This is a genomic window from Faecalibacterium sp. OF03-6AC (assembly GCF_003478175.1).
Classification (GTDB): Bacteria; Bacillota; Clostridia; order Oscillospirales; family Ruminococcaceae; genus Faecalibacterium; species Faecalibacterium taiwanense.
The window spans coordinates 160,155-185,898 of sequence record NZ_QUEN01000002.1; the positions used below are offsets into that span (position 1 = coordinate 160,155).

Genomic DNA, 25,744 nt, shown 5'->3' on the forward strand with positions numbered 1-25,744 from the left:
GAAAAACCGCCGAAGGCTTCCCTTCGGCGGTTTTTCTTATGATAGGAGGATCAAAAATGATCGTCGCTAAATTTTAGTTCAGGATGGTCAGCTCGGTCTCGATGTCGAACAGGTGGACCTTGTGGGGATCGAATGCAACGCGGACGGTGTCTCCGTTGCGTGCCTTGGAGGTGGGAGCCACACGAGCGGTCATCTTGTTGCCCTTGTACTCCAGATACAGGTAGATCTCAGCACCCATCATTTCGGAGACATCCACCTGAGCATCCAGCTGGCAGTCTGCGTGCTTTGCCATAAACTCAGGCTCGTCGTCGATATCCTCGGGACGAATGCCCATCTTGACCTTCTTGCCAACGTAAGCATCCAGCTTGCCGTCTGCGGTCTTCTCCTTGGGCAGGGGGATCACGTCGCCGCCCAGGTCAACACCGTACAGCTCGCCCTTCTTGATCAGGGTGCCGTCCAGGAAGTTCATCTGGGGGCTGCCGATGAAGCCAGCAACGAACATGTTGCAAGGCATATCGTACAGGTTCTGCGGGGTATCGACCTGCTGGATGATGCCGTCCTTCATAACAACGATACGGTCGCCCATGGTCATAGCCTCGGTCTGGTCGTGGGTAACGTAGATGAAGGTGGTCGCCAGCTTCTTGTGCAGCTTGATGATCTCGGTGCGCATGCTGGTACGCAGCTTAGCATCCAGGTTGGACAGAGGCTCGTCCAGCAGGAAGACTGCCGGGTTACGAACCATTGCACGGCCCAGAGCAACACGCTGACGCTGACCACCGGACAGAGCCTTGGGCTTGCGGTCCAGCAGGTGCTCGATCTCCAGGATCTTAGCAGCCTCGTGCACGCGCTTGTCGATCTCGTCCTTCGGGGTCTTGCGCAGTTCCAGACCAAAAGCGATGTTCTTGTAAACGGTCATGTGGGGGTACAGAGCGTAGCTCTGGAACACCATTGCGATATCACGATCCTTCGGGGGAACGTCGTTAATCAGACGGCCGCCGATGTACATTTCGCCCTTGGAGATCTCCTCCAGACCGGCGATCATGCGCAGGGTGGTGGACTTGCCGCAGCCAGAGGGGCCAACGAAGATGATGAATTCCTTATCCTGGATCTCCAGGTTAAAGTCGGTAACAGAGGGAGCGGTAGCACCCGGATAGATCTTATAGATGTGCTGGCAGCTGATCGAAGCCATAGTCGTTTGCCTCCATAATTTTTAAGGTTCCCACGCTCTTGACGGCGTGTTCATTCGTTGGTACTATAATAACAGATAATTTTGTGATATAAAATAGCATTTTATTGATTAGAGGTGTCAGATATTGCTTTTTGACTGGAACACCATCGCTTTTCCCGCTTCCGTGCAGGATCTGCAGCTGTCTGCCCCCCTCACCCTCTCCGGCGAAGGACTGTGGGTGTGCCTTGTGTCCAGCGGCCAGTGCTCTGCATCCGTACCTGCTGCCGGGCCGCTGCCGCTGGGTGCAGCGCTCATTTTGCCGCCGCAGTCCGTGCCTGCCGGGCACCTGATCCTGAGCCGTGCCCCGCTGGCCCTTGTGCCGGAAAGCATCTGCCATCTGCTCTGCGTCCAGCTTACCGGGCAGGCGGCTTCCCAGTTTCTGGCCGGGCTGCATGAACTGCCCTTCCTTGCCAAGGGCGGTTCCTGCCCGGCCGCTGCCGAACTGATGGACCGCCTTGCTGAGGAAAAGACCGCCCACAGCCGTGCCCGCAGCCAGTTGGCCTACGCACTGCTGTGTGAGCTGGCCGATGCCGACAGTGCCGCGTCCGCCCTGCCGCCGCTGGTGCAGGCCGCCATTGAGGACATCCGCGCAAACTACGCGGGCCTTTACGGCGTGGAGGAGCTGAGCGAACGGCTGGGCGTGTCCAAGAGCCATCTGGTGCGCACCTTTACCGCAGCCATTGGCGTGCCGCCGGGCAAATACCTCACCACTGTGCGCGTTGAAGCAGCCCAGCGGCTGCTGCTCCACCGGGAGTACACACTGGACGTGGTAGCCAGCCTGTGCGGCTTTTCCGGTGCCAACTACCTGTGCCGGGTGTTCAAAAAAGAAACCGGCCAATCCCCCGCACAGTGGCGGGCAATGGCCGGTCACGCCGCGCAGAGTGGGCTTTCGCCCGAGGAATCTCTGCGCGAACAGGAGCTTTATATTTAAGGGCTATGCGGTCTGCTTTTTACCGCGCAGCAGCAAAAACAGGGTCAGCACTGCGGTGAGCAGTTCCGATGCCGGGAACGCTGTCCACACACCATTCATGCCAAACAGGCGGCTCAGCACCAGCGAGCAGGCCACGATGGCCACCATACCGCGGCAGATGGAGGTGACGGAGGCTTCCACCGGGCGGTTGGTCGCACTCAGATAGCCCGCCGCCACGATGTTGAACCCGGCAAAGAAGTAGCCCACAAAGTACAGCCTCATGCCCATGTGGGCAAACTGGGCCATCTGGGCGGAGCTTTCGCTGTTGAACACGCCCACCAGTGCATCGGTAGCACCAAAGATGATGCCGTACAGCACCGCTGCCAGCACCAGTGCGGTGCAGCTGCCCAGGATGAGCAGCTTTCTGGCACCGACCTTGTCGCTTTTGCCGTAGCACTCGCTCACCAGCGGCTGTGCGCCCTGTGCTACACCATTGAAGATGGCCGTTGCCACCAGCGCAAAGTTCGCCACCACGCCATAGGCCGCCACCGCCACATTGCCCGCCAGCCCCAGCAGCAGGAAGTTGAATACGGTGGTGGTAACGCCGGAGGACATCTCACCCACAAAGCCGGAGATGCCAAGCTGGCAGCTCTGGCCCAGCAGCCTTGCCGAGGGGCGCTGGCGCACGAACTGCACGCTGTTCTCCTTTTTAAAGAAGTGGCGGCTGCAGATGGAAATGCTGATGATGGGAGACACGGCGGTGGCCAGCGCCGCACCGGCCAGCCCCAGCCCCATGGGAAACATGAAAATATAGTCGAACACCACATTGAACAGGCTGCTGCTCAGGGTAGCCACCATGGCAAGGGAGGGGTCGCCGTCGTTGCGCACAAAGGCCGACACGATATAGTTGCACATGAAGAAGGGCGTGAACATAAGGAAGATACGGGCATACGGGATACCCAGCGCCACGATCCCCGCGTCACCGCCCATCAGCCGCAGAAGGCCGCCGGGCGCAAAAATGCCCACCAGCAGGAACGGCACGCTGAGCACACAGGCGCAGAAGATGGCATTGGAAAAATAGCGCTGGCAGCGCTCGTCTCCCTGCGCCTTGAGGATGGCGTAGCGGGTGGCCGCGCCAAGGCCAACCATGGAGCCGACGGCAAAGATGAAGTTGTAGACCGGCAGGCAGAGGTTGAGCAGGGTCACGCCGTCGGTACCCGCCGCCTGCGAGATGAAATAGGTATCGGCCAGAATGTAGCACGAGGTACCCAGCAGGCCGAAGATATTCTGTGATACATATTTAAAGAACTGTTTTGTCAGGTTCATCCAAGTTCCCTTTCATGGCATTTTTTACGCATACCGGCATATTTTAGCACACCCCAAAATGCAAGTCAACACAAAAACGCCCTGTACCGCGCAAAAAAGCATTGACAGCCCGGGCTCTGGCCCTTACACTGGGAGCGGTCACAAAATCATCCCCCTCGCCGGGGGAAGTCTTTTATTACCAGCATCTTAATTTGGGAGGTTCTCTATGTCCGGCAGCACACTGTTTTCCATTGGCGAAGCACTCATCGATATGATCCCGTCCAAGGTGGGCTGTTCTTTTGACGAGGTTCCCTCGTTCAGCCCGCGCACTGGCGGCGCACCGGCCAACGTGTGCGCGGCCTTTGCCCGGCTGGGCGGCAAAAGTGCTTTTCTGAGCCAGCTGGGCGACGACCCCTTCGGCCACAAGATCGCCCGGGAGCTGGCAGCCTGCGGCATCGACCTCTCCCATCTGGCCTTTACCGATAAGGCCAACACGGCCCTTGCCTTCGTCAGTCTGGAAGAGGACGGCAGCCGCACCTTCAGCTTCTACCGCAAGCCCTCGGCGGACCTGCTCTATTCTCCGGAGCAGATCGACCCGGCATGGTTCGCCGATGCCTTTGCCCTGCACTACTGCAGCGTGTCACTGGTGGACAGCCCCATGCGCTACGCCCACCTTGCGGCCATCTCCGCCGCACGCGAAGCTGGTGCTATCGTCAGCTTTGACCCGAACCTGCGCTTCCCCCTCTGGCCGGACCGCGACATGCTGCGCGGGACGGTGCTGCAGTTCCTGCCGCTTTCCAATATCCTCAAAATTTCGGACGAAGAGCTGGAATTTCTCACCGGCACTGCGGACATTGAATCCGCCCTGCCGCAGCTGCTTGTGGGCGATGTACAGCTGGTGCTGTACACCTGCGGCAGCAGCGGTGCCCACGCCTATACCCGCACCGCCCACGGCTTTGCCCCCTGCCGGAAAGTCCGGGCTGTGGACACCACCGGTGCGGGCGACGGCTTCATCGGCTCGTTTTTGTGGCAGCTGGAACGTGACGGCGTGACACTGGAAAAACTGGCAAAGCTCAGCAAAACAAAGCTGAACGAATACCTTGCGTTTTCCAATCAGTTCTGCGGCATCAGCGTGCAGACGAATGGTGCCATCGACAGCTATCCCACACTCAGCCAGATGCAGTAAATCATACAATATGCCCTGCGTCATAGAACCGCAGGGTCTCTTTTCTATTTACTATTTGTAGTATTACGCCACTATATTCCAAATTCGTCTCGTTTCCGACATCTTTTCTGCCGGTTTAAGATTTGTTTATCCTTTATACAAACCTTATTCTTATTCTCTGCCCGGTTCCATGTTACCATATAGGCAAGACTAACAAGCAGGGAGGCTTTATCCATGCCCTTTGAATTTACCCTTCTGGATGCCATACAGGCTCTGCGCTGTCCGGTGCTGGATGCACTGGCGGTGTTTTTCGATCAGGCCGGTGCCCACGGCGAGATCTGGATCGCATTTACAGTGGTGCTTCTGGCATTCCGGCGCACCCGCAGAGCCGGGCTGGCCATGGCGCTGGCGCTGGGCTTTTACATGCTGGCGGGCCACTGCGCCTTAAAGCCGCTGTTCGCACGCCCGCGCCCCTGCGACCTCCGGCCCGAAATGCTCACGCTGGTGGCCCGGCCGCATGGCTGGTCCTTCCCTTCCGGACACACATCCTCCGCCTTTGCCGCTGCCTTTGCGCTCTGGCTGCAGAACCGCAGGCTTGGCATCCCGGCTCTTGTGCTGGCCGGGTTCATCGGCTTCACGCGGATGTACCTGTATGTGCATTTCCCCACCGACATTCTGGGCGGCGTGGCACTGGGCCTTGCAGTGGGGGCCTGCGGCTCCCTGCTGGCAGATAAAATCAGCAACAAATGGGCGAAACGCGGCGAAGTAAAACGAGCTGTATAAACCAATTTCGTCTCGCACTCGTTCTTGCTTTGCTTTTTACATTCAGATGAAGTATATCGTTTCGATCCTATTCGTGAAAAAGAGCCTCGGAAAAATCCGCAGATTTTTCCGAGGCTCAACGAATTATAATAGAATTTCCGCTAAAACAGCCAAAGCGCACGCGGCGGCTATTCCCAATCGTTCTCTTGCATTCAGGTAAAAACAAAAGCAGCCAGCACCGTGGAAAGGAGGATAAAGCGGTGCTGGCTGCGGTATGAGAACTCCCGAACTTTGCGGCGGATCAGGAGGGATTTGGTAGTCTGTCCGCCGTCGTTGGCGATTGCCTGGCATAGGCGGGGGACAGTGTTTTAATAAGTACCTGCTGGGCTGTGCCAGATGCACCAGCCCCCGCAGGTGAAAGCCCTTGTCGGCTTTGGGGAGATGTCTTTGCATCTCCCTGACTGCACCCTTATGTTACCAGACAATCATGGCATTTCTTTGTGGACTTTTTGAACAATTTGCAAATAGATTTTCAGGTGTTTTCAAAGGAGACCCCTGCTTATCGGGATGGTGGGCCGGAAGTTTCTCCGAAGACCGTCCGCTGGGGTGGGACCCTGTTGCCCGAAGGGCAATAGGGCGGGCGATGGAATGGCCCGATTCGTGTCTGAGGAGAAAGCTTCCGGCACACCGCTCCTTCGCTCTTTTACTGCGCCCCGAAAAATTCCTTGGCGATGTCCGCGCTGCGCTTGGCATCCTTGGCGTACCAGTCCGCGCCGATCTTCTCGGCATATTCCGGCGTGAGCACCGCACCGCCCACCATGATCTTGCAGTCCAGGCCCGCTTCGTGCAGGGCGGCAATGGTTTCCTCCATGCTCTTGAGGGTAGTGGTCATCAGGGCCGAAAGGCCCACCAGATGCACATTCTTTTCCCGCACGGTGTTCACCACCGTCTCCACCGGCACATCACGGCCCAGATCGATCACCTCAAAGCCGTAGTTCTCCAGAATCACCTTGACGATGTTCTTGCCGATGTCGTGCACGTCGCCCTTGACGGTGGCCAGCACGATGCGGCCCTTGCTGGCGCTGCCCTCGCCCTTCTGGGCAATGACATTCTTGATCTCCTCAAAGGCGCTCTGGGCCGCACTTGCGGCCTGCAGCAGCTGCGGCAGGAACAGCGTGCCCTTCTCGTACTTGGCACCCACGATGTCCAGCGCCGGGATCAGTGCTTCGTCCACCACTTCCAGCGGCTGCTTTTCGGCCAGCAGTGCCTTGGTCTGGGCGGCAGCATCACCCTTCAGGCCCTTTTCCACCGCCTTCATCAGCGGAGCGTAAGGGCCGGTAAGCTCTGCGCTTTCACCGGATGCGGATGCCGAAGCCGCGGGCACCGTCTGCGCGGCCTGCTTGAGGGCCACCGAGGCGGGCACCCGGTCGGCATAGCGCTCAATGTATTTGGTGCTCTGCGGGTCGCGGTTGGTCAGCACATTGTAAGCGTACACTGCCGCCATCATCTCCTCGCTGGAAGGGTTCATAATGGCGAGGTCAAGGCCCGCATACATGGCCATGGTGAGGAAGGTGGTGTTCAGGTACGAGCGGCAGGGCAGGCCAAAGCTGATGTTGGACACGCCCAGAATGGTGCGCACGCCCAGCTCTTTTTTGCAGGCTTCCAGCGCCTGCACGGTGGCCAGAACGTCCTTCTGCTGGGCGCTGGCGGTCAGGGTCAGGCAGTCGATGTAGATGTCCTCCCGCGGGATGCCGACGGCAAGAGCCGCTTCGGTGATGCGGCGGGCAATGGCTGCGCGGTCCTCGGCGGCAGGCAGGATGCCCCGCTCATCGATGGCAAGGCCCACGATGGCCGCGCCGTACTTTTTGCACAGGGGCAGGATCGCGTCCAGCTTTTCCTGCTCGCCGTTGGTAGAGTTGACGATGGGCTTGCCGTTGTACACGCGCAGACCGTTTTCCAGTGCCTGCACATTGGAGGAATCCAGCTGCAGCGGCAGGCTGGTGACGCTCTGCAGGGCCTTGACCACCTTGGGCATCAGGGCAGGCTCGTCCACGCCGGGTGCGCCCACGTTCACGTCCAGCACCTGAGCACCGGCTTCCACCTGACTGACCGCCTGCTCCAGAACGTAGTTCATATCCTCTTCCCGCAGTGCCTGCTGGAAGCGCTTTTTGCCCGTGGGGTTGATGCGCTCACCCACCACCGTGATGCCGTCCACGTTGACGAAATCCACCGGCGTACACAGCACCGAGGGCATTTTGTGGGCCGGACGGCCGGGTACGCAGCCTGCAAAGGTGCTGTTGAGCAGCTTGATGAACTCCGGCGTGGTGCCGCAGCAGCCGCCCGCCGCAAACAGGTGCAGTTCCCGGTAGGGCTTCATTTCCATGGCGAAGAGCTGCGGGGTGATATCGTAGCCGCTGCCGTCGGCCCGGGGCAGGCCCGCATTGGGCTTGACGAACACCGGAAAGTCGCCGGGCACAGCCTCTGCCAGACGCTTTGCCATGGGGAAGATCTCCTTGGGGCCCAGTGAGCAGTTGATGCCCACCGCGTTGGCACCCAGGCCACGGGCGGTCACGCCGAAGCTTTCCACCGTGCAGCCGGTAAAGGTGCGCCCGCCGGCTTCAAAGCTCATGCTGGCTAAGATAGGCAGGCCGCTGTTTTCCTTTGCTGCCAGCAGAGCGGCTTTCAGCTCGTACAGATCGGTAAAGGTCTCAAAGAAAATGAGGTCGGCCCCGGCGGCAGCGCCTGCCCGGACGATGCGCGCATACTCGCTCACCGCATCCTCAAAGGCCAGCGTTCCGCTGGGTTCCAGCAGTTCTCCCAGCGGGCCGACATCCAGCGCGGTCAGGGCACCGTAGGGCGCACAGGCGCGCTTGCAGTTGGCGATGCCCGCCGCAATGATCTCTTCCAGACTGTAGGCGCTGCCCGCCAGCTTGTGGGCCGATGCGCCAAAGGTATTGGCGTTGACGATGCGGCTGCCCGCAGCGGCATACTTGGCATGGATGCTCTCGATCAGCTCCGGGTTCGTGATGTTCAGCTCCTCCGGCTTTGCACCCAGCTTCAGGCCCGAAGCCTGCAGCATGGTGCCCATGCCGCCGTCCAGCAGGACGGTATTGCTCTGTTTGAAAAGTTCACTCGCTTGCACAGGTCTTTCCCCTCTTTCTATACTCACACCGGGTGCGCAGCACACAGTGGCCGCACCCGGCCAGTTTTCCCTTTACCGGGTGGCTGCTCAGACCCAGAACGGCCGTCACGCTCTTGCGCGGGGTCATCAGGTTGGTATCGGTCACACACAGGCCCGCCCGGCGCACCGTATCCAGCGCGTTTGCCACCAGCGGCTGTACTGCAATATCCCAGTCACCGTAGCCGGGCGAAAACCGCCCGGTCAAATACTTTCCCTCTTTTGCGGCCCACTGGCGCAGCTCTGCTTCGGCTGCGTCTGCGGCCTGCTCGGCCAGCGCGCTGCCCAGTGCGTCGGACGCAACGCCCGCCGCGATATCTCCCACACCGGCACGGCGGATCTGTGCATCCACGCCGGGGCCAAGGGTCACAGCCAGCAGCACCGCCTGCGGGCAGTTTTCCAGATGCTTCATCACATCCCCACCCCGCAGGATGCCTGCTTCGGCAAGGGCAGCCGTGTCCGCTTCCAGCCAGACCGCCCGGGGCGTTGCCGCCGCCAGCAGCGGCATGGCGCATGTTTCCAACAGGGTCATGGTGCGGTCGTCCGGTTCCCCTCTGGCCCCGAAATACCGCGCTGCCTGTGCTGTATCGATCGCCGCCGGTTTTGCCAGCACCAGCGGCTGCGGTGCACCGATCATTCGCCGCACCTCCTTGCTTTTTTGAAATAAAGTGGTCTTAAGTATACCGCACCTGTTGGATTTTATCAATCCCGCAGAGCGGCGGATAAAAGAAAACTCCCTCAGTCACAGCTCACGCCGTGCCAGCTCCCTCAAGGAGGGAGCTGGCTGTGAAGCAGACTGGGGGAGTTCGTTCTTTATTTGATGCAGCTGGAGCAGGGCGTATAGCCTGCTTCCACGGCTTCCTGATAGCTGGAGAACAGGACCTGATTCTTCTCTGCCGGCAGGTTCGGGCAGGTAGGCAGATGGAACTTTTTGCTGTTCACATTGCCGATGTACGCCTGCTGGGCTGTGCTGGATGCCGCCGGGTCGGTGGGGTTCAGCGCGGGATCTGCCGCAAAGTGCTCGGTGCCCACGGTGTAGTTCTGGCCGTCACTGCCAATGGTGATGGTGCCCTGCAGGTCGGTGCGGTACACATGCACCCCGGCATCCCGCAGGATGCTCAGCGTTTCCTCGTGCGGGTGGCCGTACTTGTTGTTCACGCCGCAGGAGATGATGCCCATTTCCGGCAGCACCGCGTTCAGGAAGAGGTAGCTGGTGGATGTGCTGGAACCGTGGTGGCCCACCTGCAGCACATCGGCTCTGAGGTTCGCGCCGCTGTTCACAAGGTCGGTCTCCGCAGTCTTTTCCATGTCGCCAGTCAGCAGGAAGCTGGTGGAGCCGTAGTCGATGCGCAGCACAATGGAAGTATCGTTGGTGTCGCTGTACTGTGCCACCGGGCCAAGCATGGTCACGGTAGCGCCGCCCAGCGGCCACATCGTGCCCACGGCGGGCACCTCTACCTGCAGGCCCTGCTGTTGGGTGTACTTGACAAAATCCTGAAAGCACTTGGTGGAGGCATCGGCCACCGGGCTGTACACATGGTACGCCGGGAAGTAGGCCAGTGCGGCAGCCAAGCCGCCTACATGATCCTCATGCGCGTGGGAGCAGAACACATATTCCAGCTGTTCCACCCCCTGACTCTGCAGGTAAGAGACGATGAGACTGCCGTCGTCCACATTGCCGCCGTCGTAGAGCATGAACTGTCCGTCGCATTCCACCAGCACACTCAGCGCCTGACCCACATCGATGAAATGCACCTCCAAGGGTGCGTCCACTGTATCCACAGCCGCCGCAGCAGAAGCGGACGGGTTCGGCACCACATCGGCGCTTCCGCCCGGGACGGGCGGCAGCCCGCTGCAGCCCGCAAGGCTCAGCACCAGTGCGGCGGCAGCGGCCAGCGCAGCAAGGCGCTGCCACAGGCCTTTCTTAGGCGGGCTTACTTTTTCTTTTTTCCAGTTTTCCACGTTGTGTTCTCTTTCTGTTGATCGTTTTTGGGCTTGCGTGCGGGTGCCGAATGGGGCGCAAAGCGTGCACCGGGGCTGGGTGCACGGCCTGTCGGTGCAGCGGCACGGCTCTGGCCGTGGGCAGACTTGCCGTTATGGCCCTTCTGGTTCGGGCGCACCGTATAGGTGCCGTCATTGTGGATCGTCACATCGGCGGCTTCGGCCCGGCGGGCAGAGCGCTGCACGGCGCGGCGGCCTGCGGCGGGCACCAGCAGGGGGATCAGGTCCTCCCGGTGGGTCATCTTCAGCGCCTTGACCACCTTCTCGGCGTTGCGAGGCTCGTAGTATTGCAGCAGCGCCCGCTGCAGTGCCTTGCCCTCAGGGGTCTTTTCCACGAACACCGGCTTCAGGGTGTAGGGGTCAAGGCCGGTGTAGAACATGCAGGTGCTCACAGTACCGGGGGTGGGGTAAAAATCCTGCACCTGTTCCGGGCGCATGTGGTTTTTATAAAGATATTCTGCCAGATAGACCGCATCCTTTAGGGTGCTGCCCGGGTGACTGGACATCAGATAGGGCACCAGATACTGCTTTTTGCCGGCCTTTTTGCTCAGCTCATAGAATTTATCCTTGAACTTGTTGAAGGTCTCGATGGGCGGCTTGCCCATGTAGGCCAGCGTGTTGGGGGCACAGTGCTCCGGAGCCACCTTCAGCTGGCCGGACACATGGTACTCTACCAGTTCCTTGAAGAAGGTGTCGTCCGGGTCGGCCATCAGGTAGTCGAACCGGATACCGCTGCGGATGAACACCTTTTTCACGCCCGGCAGCTCCCGCACCCGGCGCAGGATCTTCAGATAGTCGCTGTGGTCCACGATCATGTGGGAGCAGGTGGTGGGGGCAAGACAGTGCTTGCCGCCGGTGCACATGCCCCGCAGCATCTGCTCCCGGCAGGAGGGAAAGCGGAAGTTTGCGGTGGGGCCGCCCACATCGTGGATGTAGCCCTTGAAATCCGGCTCGTGGGTCATGCGCTCGGCTTCCGCCACGATGCTGTCTGCGCTGCGGCTGGTGACACGCCGCCCCTGATGCAGCTGGATGGCGCAGAAGTTGCAGCCGCCAAAGCAGCCGCGGTTCTGGATGATGGAGAACTGCACCTCCCGGATGGCGGGCACGCCGCCCATGCTCTCGTAGATGGGGTGGTAACGGCGGGTGTAGGGCAGGGCGTAGACCTTATCCAGCTCCCCGCGCACCAGCGGCTTTGCGGGGATGTTCTGCACCAGATACTTTTCGCTCTGCTTCTGCACGATGATCTGGCCGCTGACCACATCCTGATTGTCCATCTGGATGCGGCAGGCCTTGGCATACGCCGTCTTATCCGATGCCACCTTTTTAAAGCCTGCGCACTCCACGTAGCGCTCGGGCAGATGGTCGAAGTCGGTCATGTAACAGGTGCCGTCCACGTCCGTGATGCTCTCCACCGGTTCCCCGGCGGCAAGGCGGCGGGCGATCTCCACGGTCTGGTGCTCGCCCATGCCAAAGCTGATGATGTCCGCGCCGGAATCCTCGGCGATGCTGGGCAGCACGGTGTCCAGCCAGTAGTCATAGTGGGCAAAGCGGCGCAGAGAAGCTTCCAGACCACCTAAGATCACCGGCAGGTCGGGATAGGCCTGCTTGGCAAGGCGGGTGTACACGGTGGCGCTGCGGTCCGGGCGTGCGCCGCCCTTGCCGCCGGGGGAGTATTCGTCCTCGGCGCGGGGGATCTTTGCCACGGAATAGTGGCTGACCATGCTGTCCACGTTGCCGCCGCCGATGAAGAAGCCGTACTTCGGCTTGCCGAACCGCTTGAAGTCCTCGCAGTCGGTGTAGCGGGGCTGGGCCAGCACGCCGATCTTATAGCCCTCGGCTTCCAGCAGACGGCTGATGATGGCAGTGCCAAAGCTGGGGTGGTCCACATAGGCATCGCCGCCCACCACCACAAAGTCCAGCTGCTCCCACCCGCGGGCCTCCATATCGGCCCGGCTGATGGGAAGAAATTCGGTGTAGATCTTTGGGGAAGAGTTGTCCATAATACTCCTTATCTTTATGTTTCATCCGGTTGGTTCATCTGCATTTCCAGCCACTGCTGGCGGCTGATAAGCACAGCGCGGGGCTTGGCACCCTCGTAGGGTCCGATGATGCCTTTTTGTTCCATCTCGTCCATGATACGGGCCGCGCGGGCGTAGCCCAGCTTGCAGCGGCGCTGCAGCAGGCTGGTGGAGGCCTGACCGGCATCGATGACCACCTCCACGGCCTGCTTGAACATCGGGTCGGTATCGGGATCCTCGTCCGCATCCGCGCCGCCGCTGCCCTTCTTGCCGTCCTGAATGGCGTGCTTTTCCATGGCTTCGATCATGGCTTCGTCATACTGCACGGTGCCGCTCTGCTTGATGAAGTCCAGCACACGGCTGATCTCCTCATCCCGCACGAAAGTGCCCTGAATACGGGTAGGCTTGGGCGCACCCACCGGCATGAACAGCATATCGCCCATGCCCAGCAGTTTTTCGGCACCGGAGCCGTCCAGAATAGTGCGGCTGTCCACCTGACTGGACACTGCAAATGCGATGCGGCTGGGGATGTTGGCCTTGATCAGGCCGGTGATCACGTCCACGCTGGGGCGCTGGGTGGCTACGATCAGGTGCATACCGGCGGCGCGGGCCTTCTGGGCGATGCGGCAGATGGAGTCCTCCACATCTTTGCCCACCACCATCATCAGATCGGCCAGCTCGTCGATGATAATGGCGATGTAGGGCATTTTTTCCAGATCCGGCCGTTCTGCGGCCAGCTTGTTGAAGGACTTGATGTCGCGCACATTGTTCTCCGCAAACAGGCGGTAGCGGCGCTCCATCTCCTGCACGGCACTGCCAAGGGCACCTGCGGCCTTTTTCGGCTCGGTGACCACCGGCATCAGCAGGTGGGGAATGCCGTTGTACTCGGCCAGCTCCACCACCTTGGGGTCGATCAGCAGCAGCTTCACGTCCTCCGGGCTTGAGCGGAACAGCAGGCTCATGATGATGCTGTTCACGCACACGGATTTGCCGCTGCCGGTGCTGCCTGCAATGAGCAGATGGGGCATCTTGCACAGGTCTGCCACCTGTGCCACACCGGCAATGTCCTTGCCAAGCGCAATGCCCAGAGGTGAGGTCATGCGCAAAAAGCTCTGGCTCTCGAACACGCTGCGGATATACACCGGGGTCTTTTTGTGGTTGGGCACCTCAATGCCCACGGCAGGCTTGCCGGGGATGGGCGCTTCCATACGCACATCTGCCACGGCAAGGTTCAGAGCGATATCGTCTGCCAGCGAGGTGATGCGGCTGATCTTGACACCCGCCATGGGCTGCACCTCGTACCGGGTGACGGAGGGGCCCCGGGAGATATCCAGCACACGGGTGCGCACGCCAAAGCTTTCCAGCGTATCCACCAGCTTCTGGGCGTTGGCTTTCAGCTCTTCCTGCGCGCCGGGGTCGGTCTCGTCCTGCGATTTTTCAAACAGCTCAATGGGCGGATACTGGTAAGTATCCACCGGTTCGGTCTCGTCCACAGGGGCCGCTGCCGCGGCCTGCTCGGAAGCGGCAGGCTTTTCCATTGCCGCTGCCACCAGCGTACTGATATCCTTTTCCTCCACCGGTTCGCTGGTAATGCTGATCCAGCCGTCCTCGTCGGGTGTGCCGCGCATGGCAACGGCGTTTTCGGCGCTCACCCTGGCGGGTGCCGCCGGGACTGCGGGCTGGATGGGCACGGCGGGCATCTCCGGCGTGACAGCCGCTGCCGGGCTTTCCGGCTGGGCCGTCGGCATTGCCGGGGTCATGACCGGAGTCTCAAAGCTTTCCGCTGCCGCAGGCTGCACCGGCTGTGCAGCCTTTGCAAAGAAATCGGATGCATCGGTCTCCACTGCGTCCTGTACGATGGGCTGCGGGGCAGGTCTGGGGGCCGGGCGCAGCGGGTTCTGCCCAAAGGTGCCGCCCGGGCCCACGATGAGCGGCTCGATGGGTTCGCTGCCGCCCTCCTTCACCTCAGTGTGGTCGGGGCCAAGGTCTACGTCAAAGGAAGCCCGGGGCCGGGATACCCGTACCTGCACCGGCGTGATGGCCGGGGCGGCAGGCTCCGGCTGGGCAAGCGGCTGGCCGGAAGTATCTGCGGGTGGCCCCGGCTCCTCCGCCTCCATCTCTTCGGTCACCTTGTGGCCCCAGTGGCGGATGCCGTTCAGCCAGTCCGGCACACCGATGCGGAAAGCCGGAGTTTCCATCTCCTCTTCGGCATCTTCCTCATCCCGGTATTCATCTTCTGCTTCGTCGTAGTCTTCCTCAGCCTCGGCTTCTGCCGCGCGGGCAGCGGCACGTTCAGCGCGGCGGGCTGCGCTCTGCTGCGCCATGGCCGCACCCTTTGCGTGCACGCCGCCAAACGCAGCGCACAGCCACTGCCACACCTCTGCCGGGGTCAGATCAAAAATGTACAGGCTGACACACAGTGCCAGCACGATCATGATAAGGGTTGCCGCGGGCCGTCCGCACAGCAGCAGCAGGCTGCCGCCCAGCAGTGCGCCCAACGCACCGCCGCCGATCCATGCATTCACACCGTTTGCGTAGCAGGCAGCCGTCATCTGAAATGCTGACATGCCCTGCGGCTGGATATCAGAAAAAACGATCACCGTGCCGCAGGCAAACACCAGCCCAAGAATCAGCTTGAAGATCTTGGGCAGAAGGTCTTCGCCCCGGGTATACTGCACAGCAAGGCAGCACACTGCCGCGCCCAGCACAAAGCTGCCGCAGCCAAAAAGTCCGAACAGCACATCGTGCAGGGCCTTCCATGCCGAATCTCCCTCCACAAAGGCCAGCACCACCAGCAAAAGGCCTGCAAACAGGGTGCCAAGCCCCGCCGGAAGCCGCTGCTCGGCCCGCTTTTTGCGCGATGCTGCGCGCCGTGTTGTCGTTTTACGTTTTTTTGTTGCCATGTTTCTTTGTTCCCCGCGTTTGTAGTAGACACACTATTTGATTTTATTATTGTACCACGCAGGGAAGAAAATGGCAAACCTATTGTTGTACAAAATCGGCCTTCATTTGCGTTCGATCTCTTTATACAGCCACGCCAGCGCATCCGAAAGCCCGCCCAGCTCGTCGATGAGCTTTTCCTTCACGGCCCGGCGTCCATCCAGCACGGTGCCCATGTCCATCACCAGCTCGCCGGTGTGGAGCATCAAGTCGGTGTAGCGTTTTTCGGTCATGCCGCTGTGGGCCGCTACGAAGCCGGTGATGCGCTGCTGCATCTGCTCAAAGCTGCGCATGGTCTGCGGCACCCCCAGAATGACACCGGAATGCCGCACCGGGTGCACGGTCATGGTGGCTGTGGGCACGATGAAGCTGCGTCGGGCGCTGACGGCAAGCGGGATGCCGATGGAGTGCCCACCGCCCAGCACAAGCGTTGCACTGGGTTTGGACACGCTGGCGATCAGCTCCGCCAGCGCAAGGCCTGCTTCCACATCACCACCTACCGTGTTCAGCAGCACCAACAGGCCCTCGATGCGAGGGTTCTCCTGCGCGGCCACCAGTTGTGGGATCACATGCTCATACTTCGTGGTCTTCTGGCCCTGCGGCGCTTCCGAATGGCCTTCGATCTGGCCGATGACGGTCAGGCAGTGGATCACATGCTCCCCGCGGGCCAGCGTGACCGTGCCCAGATCTTCGATCTCTTCCTTTTCCAGCCGACGCTCGTCGGTCAGCTGCGTTTCATCGTTCATATGCTTTCCTCCTGCGTTTTCTGTCAGCATTCCCCAGCCTGTGCCGGGCTATGCAGACCCGCTGCAGCAAAAAAGCGGTAACATTTCATAAATTTTTTTTGAGAATGATTTGACATTCTCCATCGGTGCAGTATACTTTAAATAATTGATTGTAATATCTGCAATATGGACCCGTAAACGGATCGGGGTTTCTCTGCGCCGCATCTGTAAAGCAGGCAGCTGCGGCAAGTACTGCGATAGAGCGAAAGGAGAAAGTATTCTATGAACACCCCTGCAAAGGCTTCACTTCCCGTTATCAAGCGTCTTCCCAAATATTACCGCTATCTGCGCTCTCTGCAGGTGGACGGCATCAACAGCATTTCTTCCCGCGAGCTGGCTGCTCAGATGGGCACCACCGCTTCGCAGGTACGGCAGGACTTCAACTGCATCGGCGATGTGAATGGCCGGCAGGGCATCGGCTACTCGGTGGAAAACCTGCTCTCCATTCTGGAAGGCCTGCTGTTCGGCAACGGTGACCGCCTGCCCACCATCCTGATCGGCTGCGGCCGTCTGGGCAAGGCAGTGAGCCGCTTTATCACCACCGATACCAACGGCTACCGCCTGATCGCCGCCTTTGATGTGGCACAGAGCGAGGTAGGCAAGGAGATCAGCGGCATCCAGATCCGCCATATCGACGAGCTGGAGTCTTTCTGTGCCGAGCATCACCCCAAGGTCGCAGTGCTCTGTGTGCCCCGCGATGGTGCGGAACAGGTCAGCGGCCGTCTGGTGGATCTGGGCATCGAGGGCTTCTGGAACTTCTCCCACTATGACCTCTCTGTGCCGTATCCCGATGTGGTGGTGGAGAACGTCCATCTGGGCGACAGCCTGATGAGCCTTGGCTACCGCCTGCGCAATCAGGACTGAAGATACCTGTTATAAGGAACAAGAGTAATAAAAGGACCCTCTCAGGCTTTGACTGAGAGGGTTCTGCTGCAAGGAGAGTTTTTCAAATGGCAAAACTGTATTTCCGCTACGGCGCAATGAACAGCGGCAAAAGCACCGCCCTGATGCAGGTAGCCCACAACTACGAAGAACAGGGGATGCGGGTGCTGATTCTCAAGCCACAGGTGGACACCAAGGGCGGCGGTGAGCTGGTGAGCCGTCTGGGCGTGCGCCGCAAGGCTGATCTGTTGATCCCGCCGGAGACAGATGTGTTCGAGGCCGTGCGCACGGCCAACGCTGACGGTGCGCCGCTGGCCTGTGTGCTGTGCGACGAGAGCCAGTTTTTCACTGCGCAGCAGGCAGAGCAGCTGTTCATGGTCACGGTGGATTTGAACATTCCGGTGATCTGCTACGGCCTGCGGGCAGATTTTTCACTCAAAGGCTTTCCCGGCTCCACCCGCCTGCTGGAGCTGGCCCACACCATCGAGGAGATGAAGACTATCTGCACCTGCGGCCGCAAGGCCATCTGCAACTGCCGCAGGGTGAACGGCAGGTTCGTCTTTGAGGGCGAGCAGGTGGCCATCGATTTGGAAAACGATGTGCAGTACGTGAGCATGTGCCCCCAGTGCTACTTCAAGGCAAAACGCGCGTTCTACGCCGAAAAAACTGCTTCGCAGGTCGAATAAGCTTGTATACAAGACTGTTGTGTTCAACGACACGGCAGTCTTTCTTTTTTTCCCCGGCCCACAGGCGCTGTCCACGCAGCAGCGCAAAATATGTCGCTGTCGATGCTTCTTCACCCCCCAAAAGGGCGAAGAAGCACCGATTTCCACGCCTGCAGACCGGTGCCGGATGCCCGCTTCACGCGATTGATATATCAGAGTGCACATTTTTTGCACTATTGATATATCAGTTTGCAAGCCCGCATCCGGGCCATTTTAATGTGTTGCTCTGCCACAATGTATGCAACATTTCCATGTTCCGAAACCGGATGTTTACAAAATTATTGCAAAATTCGACGTTCCCCCTATGATACATCCCAGTTTTCTATGCAAAATGGCGAAATATACATGTTGCACAGTTTTTCGAGCCAAGTTTATTCATTTCAGCAAAGGCATCAATTCTCGCGTGAAAACAAGAGCAATATTTGTACGTTTTTTGTTTAGATATCTGCAATTTGCGTCTTTCTTTTTGGTTGTTGTTTTGTTATCATAATTGTATACAACGGGGTATGTGCAGAACCCCCGTTCGAGATGATGTTTTCTGTATTTAGGAGGAGAACAAAAATGAGCATGGCAATTTCTCGTCGTGATTTTATGAAGGTCACCGGCGCTGTGGGCGCTGCCGGCCTTCTGGCTGCCTGCGGCGGCAACTCTGCTGCATCCAGCTCTGCTGCTTCCACCGCTTCTTCCGCTCCCGCTGCTTCTGCAGACGAGAGCCTGGCACTGTCTGACGGCCCTGTTTCCATGACCATCAGCTGGTGGGGCGGCGACAGCCGTCACGAGGCTTACCAGAACGCCATCAAGGAGTTCCAGGCTGAGCACACCAACATCACCATCGAGCCCACCTTCGCCGCATGGTCCGGCTGGGAAGAGAAGATGGCAGCTGCCTTCATCGCTGGCAACGCACAGGATGTGTGCCAGGTGAACTGGAACTGGCTGTACAACTACTCTGCTGATGGCAGCAAGTTCGTGGATCTGAACACCGTTTCCAAGTTTCTGGATCTGACCCAGTGGGATGACGCTGCTCTGGATGCCTGCTACGTTGCAAACGCTCAGCAGTGCGTGCCTGTCTCCATGACCGGCCGTATCTTCTTCTGGAACATGACCACCTTCAACAAGGCTGGCATCACCGAAGTTCCCAAGTCTCTGGATGATCTGATGGCTGCCGGCAAGGCATTCCAGGAGAAGCTGGGCGACGATTACTACCCCATGCACCTGGGCGCATACGACCGTATGATCCTGATGGTGTTCTACCTCGAGTCCAAGTACGGCAAGGACTGGGCTGATCCCGTCACCTCTACCCTGAACTACACCGAGGACGAGATCGCTGAGGGCATCGACTTCATCAAGAGCCTGGTGGATGGCCACGTCATGATGAACCTGAAGACCTACTACTCCGCTAACTCCGATACCGCTACCCACCAGTCCAACGAGTGGATCACCGGTAAGATCGCAGGTATCTTCGAGTGGGATTCCGCTGCTTCCAAGTACTCCTCCGCTCTGGATGATGCCAACAAGGACGGCTTCACCGTTGGCGAAGAGATCAAGTTCGGCGACAACAACGGCGGCTTCTCCAAGGTCTCCATGGGTCTGGCTATCACCAAGACCAGCCAGTGCGTTGCTGAGGCTGCTACCCTGATCGACTTCCTGCTGAACAACGGCAAGGGCGCTGCCATCATGGGTTCCGAGTGCGGCATCCCCGCTTCCAAGGCTGGTCTGGCTGCTGCTCAGGAAGCCGGCGCTGTCAAGGATCTGGTTGCTGAGGCAAATGCAAAGGTCATGGCCTTCACCACCAACAAGCTGGATCCCCTGTTCGAGAACAACGACCTGAAGGCTTCCGGCACCGGCATCTATCAGGAAGTGTTCGACACCGTTGACTACGACGGCGTTTCCGGTGCAGATGTTGTTGATACCCTGCTGGACGGCATGGAGTCTGTTGGTTACACCATCGGCTAAGTTTTTCTTCAGAGTGCCGCTGTGTGCGGTGACGTACATATCATAAAAGGCACCCTTTGACCAAAACGGAGGGGCACCTGCCGCCCATACGGCAGATGCCCCTTTTTTGTCAGGAATATGTTACAAATTCTTGACAAAGCTGTATCCGGTCTGTTACCCCCCCCTTCGTCCGTCTCATGCTCCGAAATTCCTTAAAAAGGAGGATTTCCCAGATGAAAGAAAGCAATGCTCCCGCCGTCGGGCGCACCCCGTTCCAGAAGTGGCTGGACAAATATCAGGGTCTGTTTTATCTGATTCCCTGGATCATCGGCTTCGTCGTCTTTAAGGCAGTTCCCTTCGGTCAGTCGCTGTACTACAGCTTCACCGATATGAACTTCTTCAAGAGCGGCACCCAGTTCGTTGGTCTGGCCAACTACATCACGGCCTTTACCACCACCAAGATCACCAAGGCGCTGCTCATCACCTTCAAGTACGCTTTCATTACCGTGCCTCTGAAGCTGGTCTTTGCGCTGTTCATCGCATACATCCTGAACTTCAAGATTGCATGCGTCAACCTGTTCCGCACGGTGTACTACATTCCCTCCATTCTGGGCGGCTCTGTTGCAATCGCCGTTCTGTGGAAGGCTGTGTTCAGCGTGGATGGCCTGCTCAACACCGTGCTGCGCGCTGTCACCTTTGGTCTGGTGCAGGGCCCCGAGTGGCTGTCTGACCCCAGCTACGCGCTGTGGATCATCTGCTTCCTGCGCATCTGGCAGTTTGGTTCCGCCATGGTGCTGTTCCTGGCCGCTCTGAAGGGTGTGCCTGCAGACCTGTACGAAGCCGCTACCATTGATGGTGCCGGCAAGTGGCGTCAGTTCTTCTCCATCACCGTTCCGATGATCACCCCCATCATCTTCTACAATCTGGTCACTCAGATCTGCCAGGCTTTCCAGGAGTTCAATGGCCCCTACATCATCACCAACGGCGGCCCCCGTGGTTCCACCACGCTGATCTCTCTGCTGGTCTACAACTACGCATTCAAGTCCTATGACATGGGTATGGCATCCGCTCTGGCATGGATCATGTTCATCATCGTCTGCATCCTGACGATCATTGCATTCACCAGCCAGAAGAAGTGGGTCTACTACTCTGACGAAAGGTAAGGTGACCAGTATGGGAATGAAAACATCGAACAAAATTGCAACCTTCTTCAAGTATTTCGTCCTGATCCTGGTCGGCGTTATCATGATCTATCCCCTGCTGTGGATGATCAGCGCTACCTTTAAGGACAACAGCGAGATCTTTGCAGGCATCAGCCTGTGGATCAAGCACCCCACTCTGGATGGCTACCGCGGCGCACTGAACAACTTCGGCGGTTCCATCAACATCCTGCAGGCCATGCTGAACACCTACAGCTACGTCATCCCCAAGGTGATCTGCACGGTGGTCTCCGCCTGTGTGGCTGCCTACGGCTTTGGCCGCTTCGATTTCCCCGGCCGTAAGTTGATGTTCAACATCATGCTGGCCACCCTGTTCCTGCCGCAGGTCGTTCTGAACGTGCCGCAGTACCTGCTGTACAACAAGTTCGGCTGGCTGGACAGCCCCTTCTATCTGGCTATCTGGGTGCACTGCGCATTTGCGACCGAGACCTACTTCGTCTACCAGCTGGTGCAGTTCATGCGCAATGTCCCCCGTGATCTGGACGAAGCCGCTGCCATCGACGGCTGCTCCTCCTTCCAGACCCTGTACAAGGTCATCGTGCCCATGCTTGGCCCCGCTCTGGTGTCCTGCGCACTGTTCCAGTTCATGTGGAGCTGCAACGACTTCATGGGTCCGCTGCTTTACGTCAGCACTCCCGGTAAGTACCCGATGTCCCTGTTCGTCAAGCTGTCCATGGACGGTGATACCGGTTTCGCATGGAACAAGATCCTTGCTCTGTCCCTCATCTCCATCCTGCCGCAGCTGATCGTCTTCTTCTGTGCACAGGACCAGTTCGTTGAAGGTATCTCTGCCGGTGCCGTCAAGGGCTAAGCCCTTTCCCCGCACAGCGTAAGATCATCTGATACAAACAAACACCCCCTGTGCCGTTCCCGTAGATGGTGCAGGGGGTGTTTCTTATTTCTTATGTCCTTTGCGGTACTGCAGTGGGCCGGTACCCATCACATCGCGGAACACCCGGCGGAAATGGGCGGCGCTGGCAAAGCCGGTCTGTTCTGCCACCGCACTGATGGAAAGCTCAGTCGTTTCCAGCAGCTTCTGGGCCGCTTCGATGCGGCGGTTGTTGATGTAATCCACGATGGACTGGCCCGTTACCCGCCGGAACAAACGGCTCAGGTAGTAGGGCGAAAGATAAAACTGCGCCGCTACCTCGGTGAGGGAAAACTTCTGCCGGTAATTGGCCGCAAGGTAGGCGCAGATCCGCTCCACCGTTTCGTTGTGGGGACGCGCCACGGCGCTGCTCTCGGCAATGCACTCCTGCTCCACATAGTGCAGGATCAGCAGCAGGTACAGCGGGCCGGGGTAATCCTGCTCGGTGCTGGCGCTGGCCATCATTTCCAGCAGGGTACGGATGCGGCTCTGCCACTGCACCGGTGCATACAGCACTGTGCGCTCCCCGGGCGCAAACAGGCGGCCGAAATCCCGCCCGGCTGTGTTTTTCAAATCATGCAGCATCCCCAGCGGAAAGTGGCATCCCACGATCTGCGGCACGGCGCTGCCGGTCTGTGCAAAGCTGCAGCCGCCGGGGCCAAGCAGCACGGCGCTGCCGGGGTTTACCAGCACATTCCCGCTCTCGTATTCCAGCGTGACGCTGCCCTCCGACACCAGCAGCAGATAGCAGGTGTCCTCATCCGGCGGCAGCTCGTAGCGGCCGATATTCAGGCGCAGGGTGGCTGCGGCCACTTTGCCGGTGATTTTTTCCCGTTCCGGTTTCATAAAAAAATCCTCATTTTTGTATTTTCCCCATCATACCACGCCTGCACCCTGCGGGCAAGACAAAACCATCAGGAGGTTCTCTCATGAATCTGTCGCTTATCCGTTCCATGACGCGCAGCGCTGTTTTCGAGCTGGAAAACGGCCTGTGTTATCGTCCGGCCCACCCGTTCACCGTTACCCTGAACGGCAAGACTGTCTACGAAGCCTGCCAGACCAACGTGTTCTCCCTGTTCTCCCTGCTGCCCGGTACTGAGTACACGGTGGGTGTGCAGGCCGAGGGCGAAAGCCTGACCTGCACCTTTGCCACCGAGGCCGAGACCTTCTTTGTGGATGCTTCCCGCTACGGTCTGGTGGCCGACGGCACCACGGACAACACTCTCAAGCTGCAGGCGGCTCTTTCCACCTGCCCCAAGGGCGGCACAGTGTACGTGCCCGCAGGCCGCTACCGCACCTGCAGCCTGTTCCTGAAAAGCAACACCACCCTCTATCTTGAAAAGGGCGCTGTGCTGCTGGGCGACAACGACCGCACCCACTACCCCATCCTGCCCGGCGTGATCCCCAGCGAGAACGAGGTGGATGAATACTACCTGACCGGCTGGGAGGGAAACCCGCTGGACAGCTTTGCGGGTCTGTTGAACATCACGCAGGTGCACGATGTCGTTGTGACCGGCGAGGGCACGCTGGACTGCGATGCCGAGAACGGCGACTGGTGGGTGACTCCCAAGATCAAGCGCATCGCATGGCGGCCCCGCGCTGTGGCTGCTGTGGACAGCGAGAATATCTGCCTGCACGGCATCACGGTGCAGAACAGCTATTCGTGGACGATCCACCCCATCTTTGTCAAGCACCTTGACCTGCTGAACTTCAACATCAACAATCCTTACAATGCCCCCAACACTGACGGCATTGACCCCGAAAGCTGCGAGTATATCCGCATCATCGGCGTGAACATCCATGTGGGCGACGACTGCATTGCCATGAAGGCCAGCAAGGTATTCCTTGGCATGAAGCTGAAAAAGAGCTGTGAGCACACCGTTATCCGCAACTGCCTGCTGGACAAAGGCCACGGCGGCATCGTCATTGGCAGCGAGATGAGCGGCGGCGTGAAGGATATGGTGGTCACCCAGTGCCTGATGGACCACACCGACCGCGGCCTGCGCGTCAAGACCCGCCGTGGCCGCGGCAACACCGCCGTCATCGACGGGCTGGTGTTCCGCAACGTGGAGATGCGCGGTGTCAAGGCACCCTTCGTCATCAACATGTTCTACTTCTGCGACCCGGACGGCCACGGCCCCTATGTGCAGTGCCGCGATGCCATGCCCGTGGACGAGTACACCCCGAAGCTGGGCAGCCTGACCATGGAGGACATCGTCGCCACCGACGCTCAGTTCGCGGGATGCTACTTCGACGGCCTGCCGGAGCAGCCCATTGAGCGCGTTTCCATGAAGAACGTCACTATCACCTTTGACCCCAATGCCGAGGCCGGTCAGGCCGCTATGGCGGATAACCGCCCTCTGGTGAAGAAGCTGGCCATCTACGCCGAGAACGTCAAGGAGATCGACCTGCACAACGTGAAGATCGAAGGCTACGAGGGCGAACGCCTGCACTTTGCAAATGTCGGCCATTTTGAGGAGGACTGAACCCATGACCCATGAAGAAATTCTTACCATGCTGGACGATTACGTGGACTACCTGATCGCCAATTCCAGCGCCGAAGCACCTATGTGGAACATCGAGAAGGTGCGCAGCGGCAAGCCCAACAAGTGGAACTACATCGACGGCTGCATGATCACGGCCTGCCTGAGCCTGTACAAGACCACCGGCGACGAGAAGTATCTGAACTTCTCCAAGAGCTTCATTGATTCCTTTGTTCAGGAGGATGGCTCCATCAAGACCTACGACCCCAAGGAGTACAATCTGGATAACGTGAATCAGGGCAAGAACCTGTTCACCCTGTACGATATCTTTGGGGATGAAAAGTACCGCAAGGCCATCGAGACCATCCGCAGCCAGCTGGCCACCCAGCCCCGCACCAAAGAGGGGAATTTCTGGCACAAGGACATCTACCCGTGGCAGGTGTGGCTGGACGGCACCTACATGGCCCAGCCCTTCTACATGGAGTACGAGACCCGCTTTAACAAGATGCAGGGCTGCATCGACAGCTACAAACAGTTCATGAATATCAAAAAGCACATGCGGGACGAAAAGACCGGCCTGTACTACCACGGCTACGATGAGAGCCGCCAGATGTACTGGGCCGACCCCGTCACCGGCTGCAGCCCCAACTTCTGGCTGCGCGCCATGGGCTGGTTCATGGTAGCCATGGTGGACGTGCTGGAGCGGATGGACGAGCAGCTGTACAACGAGTACCGCGGCATCATGGCAATGCTCAAGCAGACCATTGAGGATGTGCATAAATTTCAGGACGAGGAGACCGGCATGTTCTGGCAGGTGATGGACCACCCCGGTGTGGAGGGCAACTACCTCGAGACCAGCGGCACCGCTCTGTTTGCCTACGCGGTGCTCAAAGGCGTGCGTCTGGGCTACCTGCCCAAACGCATGGCCGCATGGGCCGAAAAGTCCTTCTACGGCACCTGCGACAAGTACCTCTCCAAGAACCCGGATGGCAGTCTGCAGCTGGACGGCATCTGCCTGGTGGCGGGTCTTGGCGGCAAGGATCACCGCGACGGCTCTCTGGCCTACTACTTCAGCGAGCCGGTGGTCTGCAACGATGCCAAGGGTGTCGGCCCGCTGGTGCTGGCTTACACCGAAATGATCGCACGCAAGTAAACTGCATATCGTGGGCGGGCAGCTTTCTTGCCGGACACGAGTCGGGCCATTCCATCGCCCGCGGGGCTGTTGCAAAACAGCGTCCTTTTAAAATGTTGAAAGCAGCCGCATTCACCGTACAAAACGGGCAGAATGCTGAAAACTCAAAGGCAAATCTCAAAAAAAAATGAGATAGGCAGCCCCTTTCGG

Annotated in this window: 19 protein-coding genes; 10 read left to right on the top strand and 9 right to left on the bottom strand. The window is 59.1% G+C overall.

Features of this window, described 5'->3' with window-relative positions:
• Positions 1-73: 73 nt before the first annotated feature.
• On the bottom strand, positions 74-1,189 hold the full coding sequence (locus tag DXA66_RS02965; RefSeq protein WP_118526699.1) for an ABC transporter ATP-binding protein: 1,116 nt from the start codon (positions 1,187-1,189) through the stop codon (positions 74-76).
• Between the two features lie 124 nt (positions 1,190-1,313).
• On the opposite strand from DXA66_RS02965, the gene DXA66_RS02970 reads away from it, so the two are divergent.
• Positions 1,314-2,159, top strand: coding sequence for a helix-turn-helix domain-containing protein (locus DXA66_RS02970; protein WP_118526701.1), 846 nt, complete (start codon positions 1,314-1,316; stop codon positions 2,157-2,159).
• 3 nt (positions 2,160-2,162) lie between these two features.
• Here the strand turns inward: DXA66_RS02970 and DXA66_RS02975 are convergent, their stop codons facing one another.
• Complete coding sequence (locus DXA66_RS02975; protein WP_118526703.1) at positions 2,163-3,464, bottom strand: MATE family efflux transporter; 1,302 nt, start codon at positions 3,462-3,464, stop codon at positions 2,163-2,165.
• 205 nt (positions 3,465-3,669) lie between these two features.
• Between DXA66_RS02975 and DXA66_RS02980 the strand changes: the two genes are divergently transcribed.
• Together DXA66_RS02980 and DXA66_RS02985 are read left to right on the top strand one after the other, a co-directional pair.
• The gene (locus DXA66_RS02980) at positions 3,670-4,629 is read left to right on the top strand and encodes a carbohydrate kinase (protein WP_118526705.1); all 960 of its coding nucleotides are present in this window, start codon (positions 3,670-3,672) and stop codon (positions 4,627-4,629) included.
• 213 nt (positions 4,630-4,842) lie between these two features.
• Positions 4,843-5,391 carry a phosphatase PAP2 family protein gene (locus tag DXA66_RS02985; protein ID WP_118526707.1) on the top strand — a complete coding sequence of 183 codons (549 nt, stop codon included), beginning with the start codon at positions 4,843-4,845 and terminating at the stop codon, positions 5,389-5,391.
• Between the two features lie 682 nt (positions 5,392-6,073).
• On the opposite strand, the gene DXA66_RS02990 is transcribed toward DXA66_RS02985, so the two are convergent.
• The 6 genes from DXA66_RS02990 to DXA66_RS03015 form a co-directional block, all read right to left on the bottom strand.
• Positions 6,074-8,512, bottom strand: a complete 2,439-nt coding sequence (locus DXA66_RS02990) for a homocysteine S-methyltransferase family protein (protein ID WP_118526709.1) — start codon at positions 8,510-8,512, stop codon at positions 6,074-6,076.
• The gene (locus DXA66_RS02995; RefSeq protein WP_097777242.1) at positions 8,499-9,185 is read right to left on the bottom strand and encodes a methionine synthase; all 687 of its coding nucleotides are present in this window, start codon (positions 9,183-9,185) and stop codon (positions 8,499-8,501) included. The genes DXA66_RS02990 and DXA66_RS02995 overlap by 14 nt, the downstream gene beginning before the upstream one ends.
• Before the next feature lie 176 nt (positions 9,186-9,361).
• Complete coding sequence (locus DXA66_RS03000; RefSeq protein ID WP_118526711.1) at positions 9,362-10,510, bottom strand: ComEC/Rec2 family competence protein; 1,149 nt, start codon at positions 10,508-10,510, stop codon at positions 9,362-9,364.
• On the bottom strand, positions 10,483-12,549 hold the full coding sequence (locus tag DXA66_RS03005) for a YgiQ family radical SAM protein (protein WP_118526713.1): 2,067 nt from the start codon (positions 12,547-12,549) through the stop codon (positions 10,483-10,485). Before DXA66_RS03005 ends, DXA66_RS03000 begins: the two co-directional genes overlap by 28 nt.
• A gap of 14 nt (positions 12,550-12,563) precedes the next feature.
• The gene (locus tag DXA66_RS03010; protein WP_118526715.1) at positions 12,564-15,470 is read right to left on the bottom strand and encodes a DNA translocase FtsK; all 2,907 of its coding nucleotides are present in this window, start codon (positions 15,468-15,470) and stop codon (positions 12,564-12,566) included.
• A gap of 102 nt (positions 15,471-15,572) precedes the next feature.
• Positions 15,573-16,283 (bottom strand): ClpP family protease, encoded by a 711-nt coding sequence (locus tag DXA66_RS03015; RefSeq protein ID WP_371288708.1) that lies wholly within the window; start codon positions 16,281-16,283, stop codon positions 15,573-15,575.
• A 231-nt stretch (positions 16,284-16,514) separates the two neighbouring features.
• Between DXA66_RS03015 and DXA66_RS03020 the strand changes: the two genes are divergently transcribed.
• The 5 genes from DXA66_RS03020 (at position 16,515) to DXA66_RS03040 (ending at position 21,862) form a co-directional block, all read left to right on the top strand.
• On the top strand, positions 16,515-17,156 hold the full coding sequence (locus tag DXA66_RS03020; protein WP_097777237.1) for a redox-sensing transcriptional repressor Rex: 642 nt from the start codon (positions 16,515-16,517) through the stop codon (positions 17,154-17,156).
• Between the two features lie 86 nt (positions 17,157-17,242).
• On the top strand, positions 17,243-17,860 hold the full coding sequence (locus DXA66_RS03025) for a thymidine kinase (RefSeq protein ID WP_118526717.1): 618 nt from the start codon (positions 17,243-17,245) through the stop codon (positions 17,858-17,860).
• Positions 17,861-18,460: 600 nt separating this feature from the next.
• Positions 18,461-19,852: an ABC transporter substrate-binding protein gene (locus DXA66_RS03030; RefSeq protein WP_118526719.1), complete on the top strand. Its 1,392-nt coding sequence runs from the start codon at positions 18,461-18,463 to the stop codon at positions 19,850-19,852.
• 212 nt (positions 19,853-20,064) lie between these two features.
• On the top strand, positions 20,065-20,994 hold the full coding sequence (locus DXA66_RS03035; RefSeq protein WP_097777234.1) for a carbohydrate ABC transporter permease: 930 nt from the start codon (positions 20,065-20,067) through the stop codon (positions 20,992-20,994).
• A gap of 10 nt (positions 20,995-21,004) precedes the next feature.
• Positions 21,005-21,862 carry a carbohydrate ABC transporter permease gene (locus DXA66_RS03040; protein WP_097777291.1) on the top strand — a complete coding sequence of 286 codons (858 nt, stop codon included), beginning with the start codon at positions 21,005-21,007 and terminating at the stop codon, positions 21,860-21,862.
• A gap of 84 nt (positions 21,863-21,946) precedes the next feature.
• Here DXA66_RS03040 and DXA66_RS03045 read toward each other — a convergent pair whose 3' ends face one another.
• A complete protein-coding gene (locus DXA66_RS03045) occupies positions 21,947-22,765 on the bottom strand; it encodes a helix-turn-helix domain-containing protein (RefSeq protein WP_118526721.1) in 819 nt (272 codons plus the stop codon).
• A gap of 83 nt (positions 22,766-22,848) precedes the next feature.
• Here DXA66_RS03045 and DXA66_RS03050 point away from each other — a divergent pair, with 83 nt between their 5' ends.
• Positions 22,849-24,405 carry a glycoside hydrolase family 28 protein gene (locus tag DXA66_RS03050; RefSeq protein WP_118526723.1) on the top strand — a complete coding sequence of 519 codons (1,557 nt, stop codon included), beginning with the start codon at positions 22,849-22,851 and terminating at the stop codon, positions 24,403-24,405.
• Between the two features lie 4 nt (positions 24,406-24,409).
• Complete coding sequence (locus DXA66_RS03055) at positions 24,410-25,555, top strand: glycoside hydrolase family 105 protein (protein ID WP_118526725.1); 1,146 nt, start codon at positions 24,410-24,412, stop codon at positions 25,553-25,555.
• Positions 25,556-25,744: the final 189 nt, after the last annotated feature.

Bases quoted from the DNA above. Each gene is read 5' to 3' on its own strand.
- DXA66_RS02980 (WP_118526705.1), top strand. From the start codon at position 3,670: ATGTCCGGCAGCACACTGTTTTCCATTGGCGAAGCACTCATCGATATG.
- DXA66_RS03025 (WP_118526717.1), top strand. From the start codon at position 17,243: ATGGCAAAACTGTATTTCCGCTACGGCGCAATGAACAGCGGCAAAAGC.
- DXA66_RS03020 (WP_097777237.1), top strand. From the start codon at position 16,515: ATGAACACCCCTGCAAAGGCTTCACTTCCCGTTATCAAGCGTCTTCCC.
- DXA66_RS02975 (WP_118526703.1), bottom strand. From the start codon at position 3,464: ATGAACCTGACAAAACAGTTCTTTAAATATGTATCACAGAATATCTTC.
- DXA66_RS03015 (WP_371288708.1), bottom strand. From the start codon at position 16,283: ATGCTGACAGAAAACGCAGGAGGAAAGCATATGAACGATGAAACGCAG.
- DXA66_RS03030 (WP_118526719.1), top strand. From the start codon at position 18,461: ATGAGCATGGCAATTTCTCGTCGTGATTTTATGAAGGTCACCGGCGCT.
- DXA66_RS03005 (WP_118526713.1), bottom strand. From the start codon at position 12,549: ATGGACAACTCTTCCCCAAAGATCTACACCGAATTTCTTCCCATCAGC.
- DXA66_RS02995 (WP_097777242.1), bottom strand. From the start codon at position 9,185: ATGATCGGTGCACCGCAGCCGCTGGTGCTGGCAAAACCGGCGGCGATC.
- DXA66_RS02965 (WP_118526699.1), bottom strand. From the start codon at position 1,189: ATGGCTTCGATCAGCTGCCAGCACATCTATAAGATCTATCCGGGTGCT.
- DXA66_RS02985 (WP_118526707.1), top strand. From the start codon at position 4,843: ATGCCCTTTGAATTTACCCTTCTGGATGCCATACAGGCTCTGCGCTGT.
- DXA66_RS03055 (WP_118526725.1), top strand. From the start codon at position 24,410: ATGACCCATGAAGAAATTCTTACCATGCTGGACGATTACGTGGACTAC.
- DXA66_RS03045 (WP_118526721.1), bottom strand. From the start codon at position 22,765: ATGAAACCGGAACGGGAAAAAATCACCGGCAAAGTGGCCGCAGCCACC.
- DXA66_RS03050 (WP_118526723.1), top strand. From the start codon at position 22,849: ATGAATCTGTCGCTTATCCGTTCCATGACGCGCAGCGCTGTTTTCGAG.
- DXA66_RS03010 (WP_118526715.1), bottom strand. From the start codon at position 15,470: ATGGCAACAAAAAAACGTAAAACGACAACACGGCGCGCAGCATCGCGC.
- DXA66_RS03035 (WP_097777234.1), top strand. From the start codon at position 20,065: ATGAAAGAAAGCAATGCTCCCGCCGTCGGGCGCACCCCGTTCCAGAAG.
- DXA66_RS03040 (WP_097777291.1), top strand. From the start codon at position 21,005: ATGGGAATGAAAACATCGAACAAAATTGCAACCTTCTTCAAGTATTTC.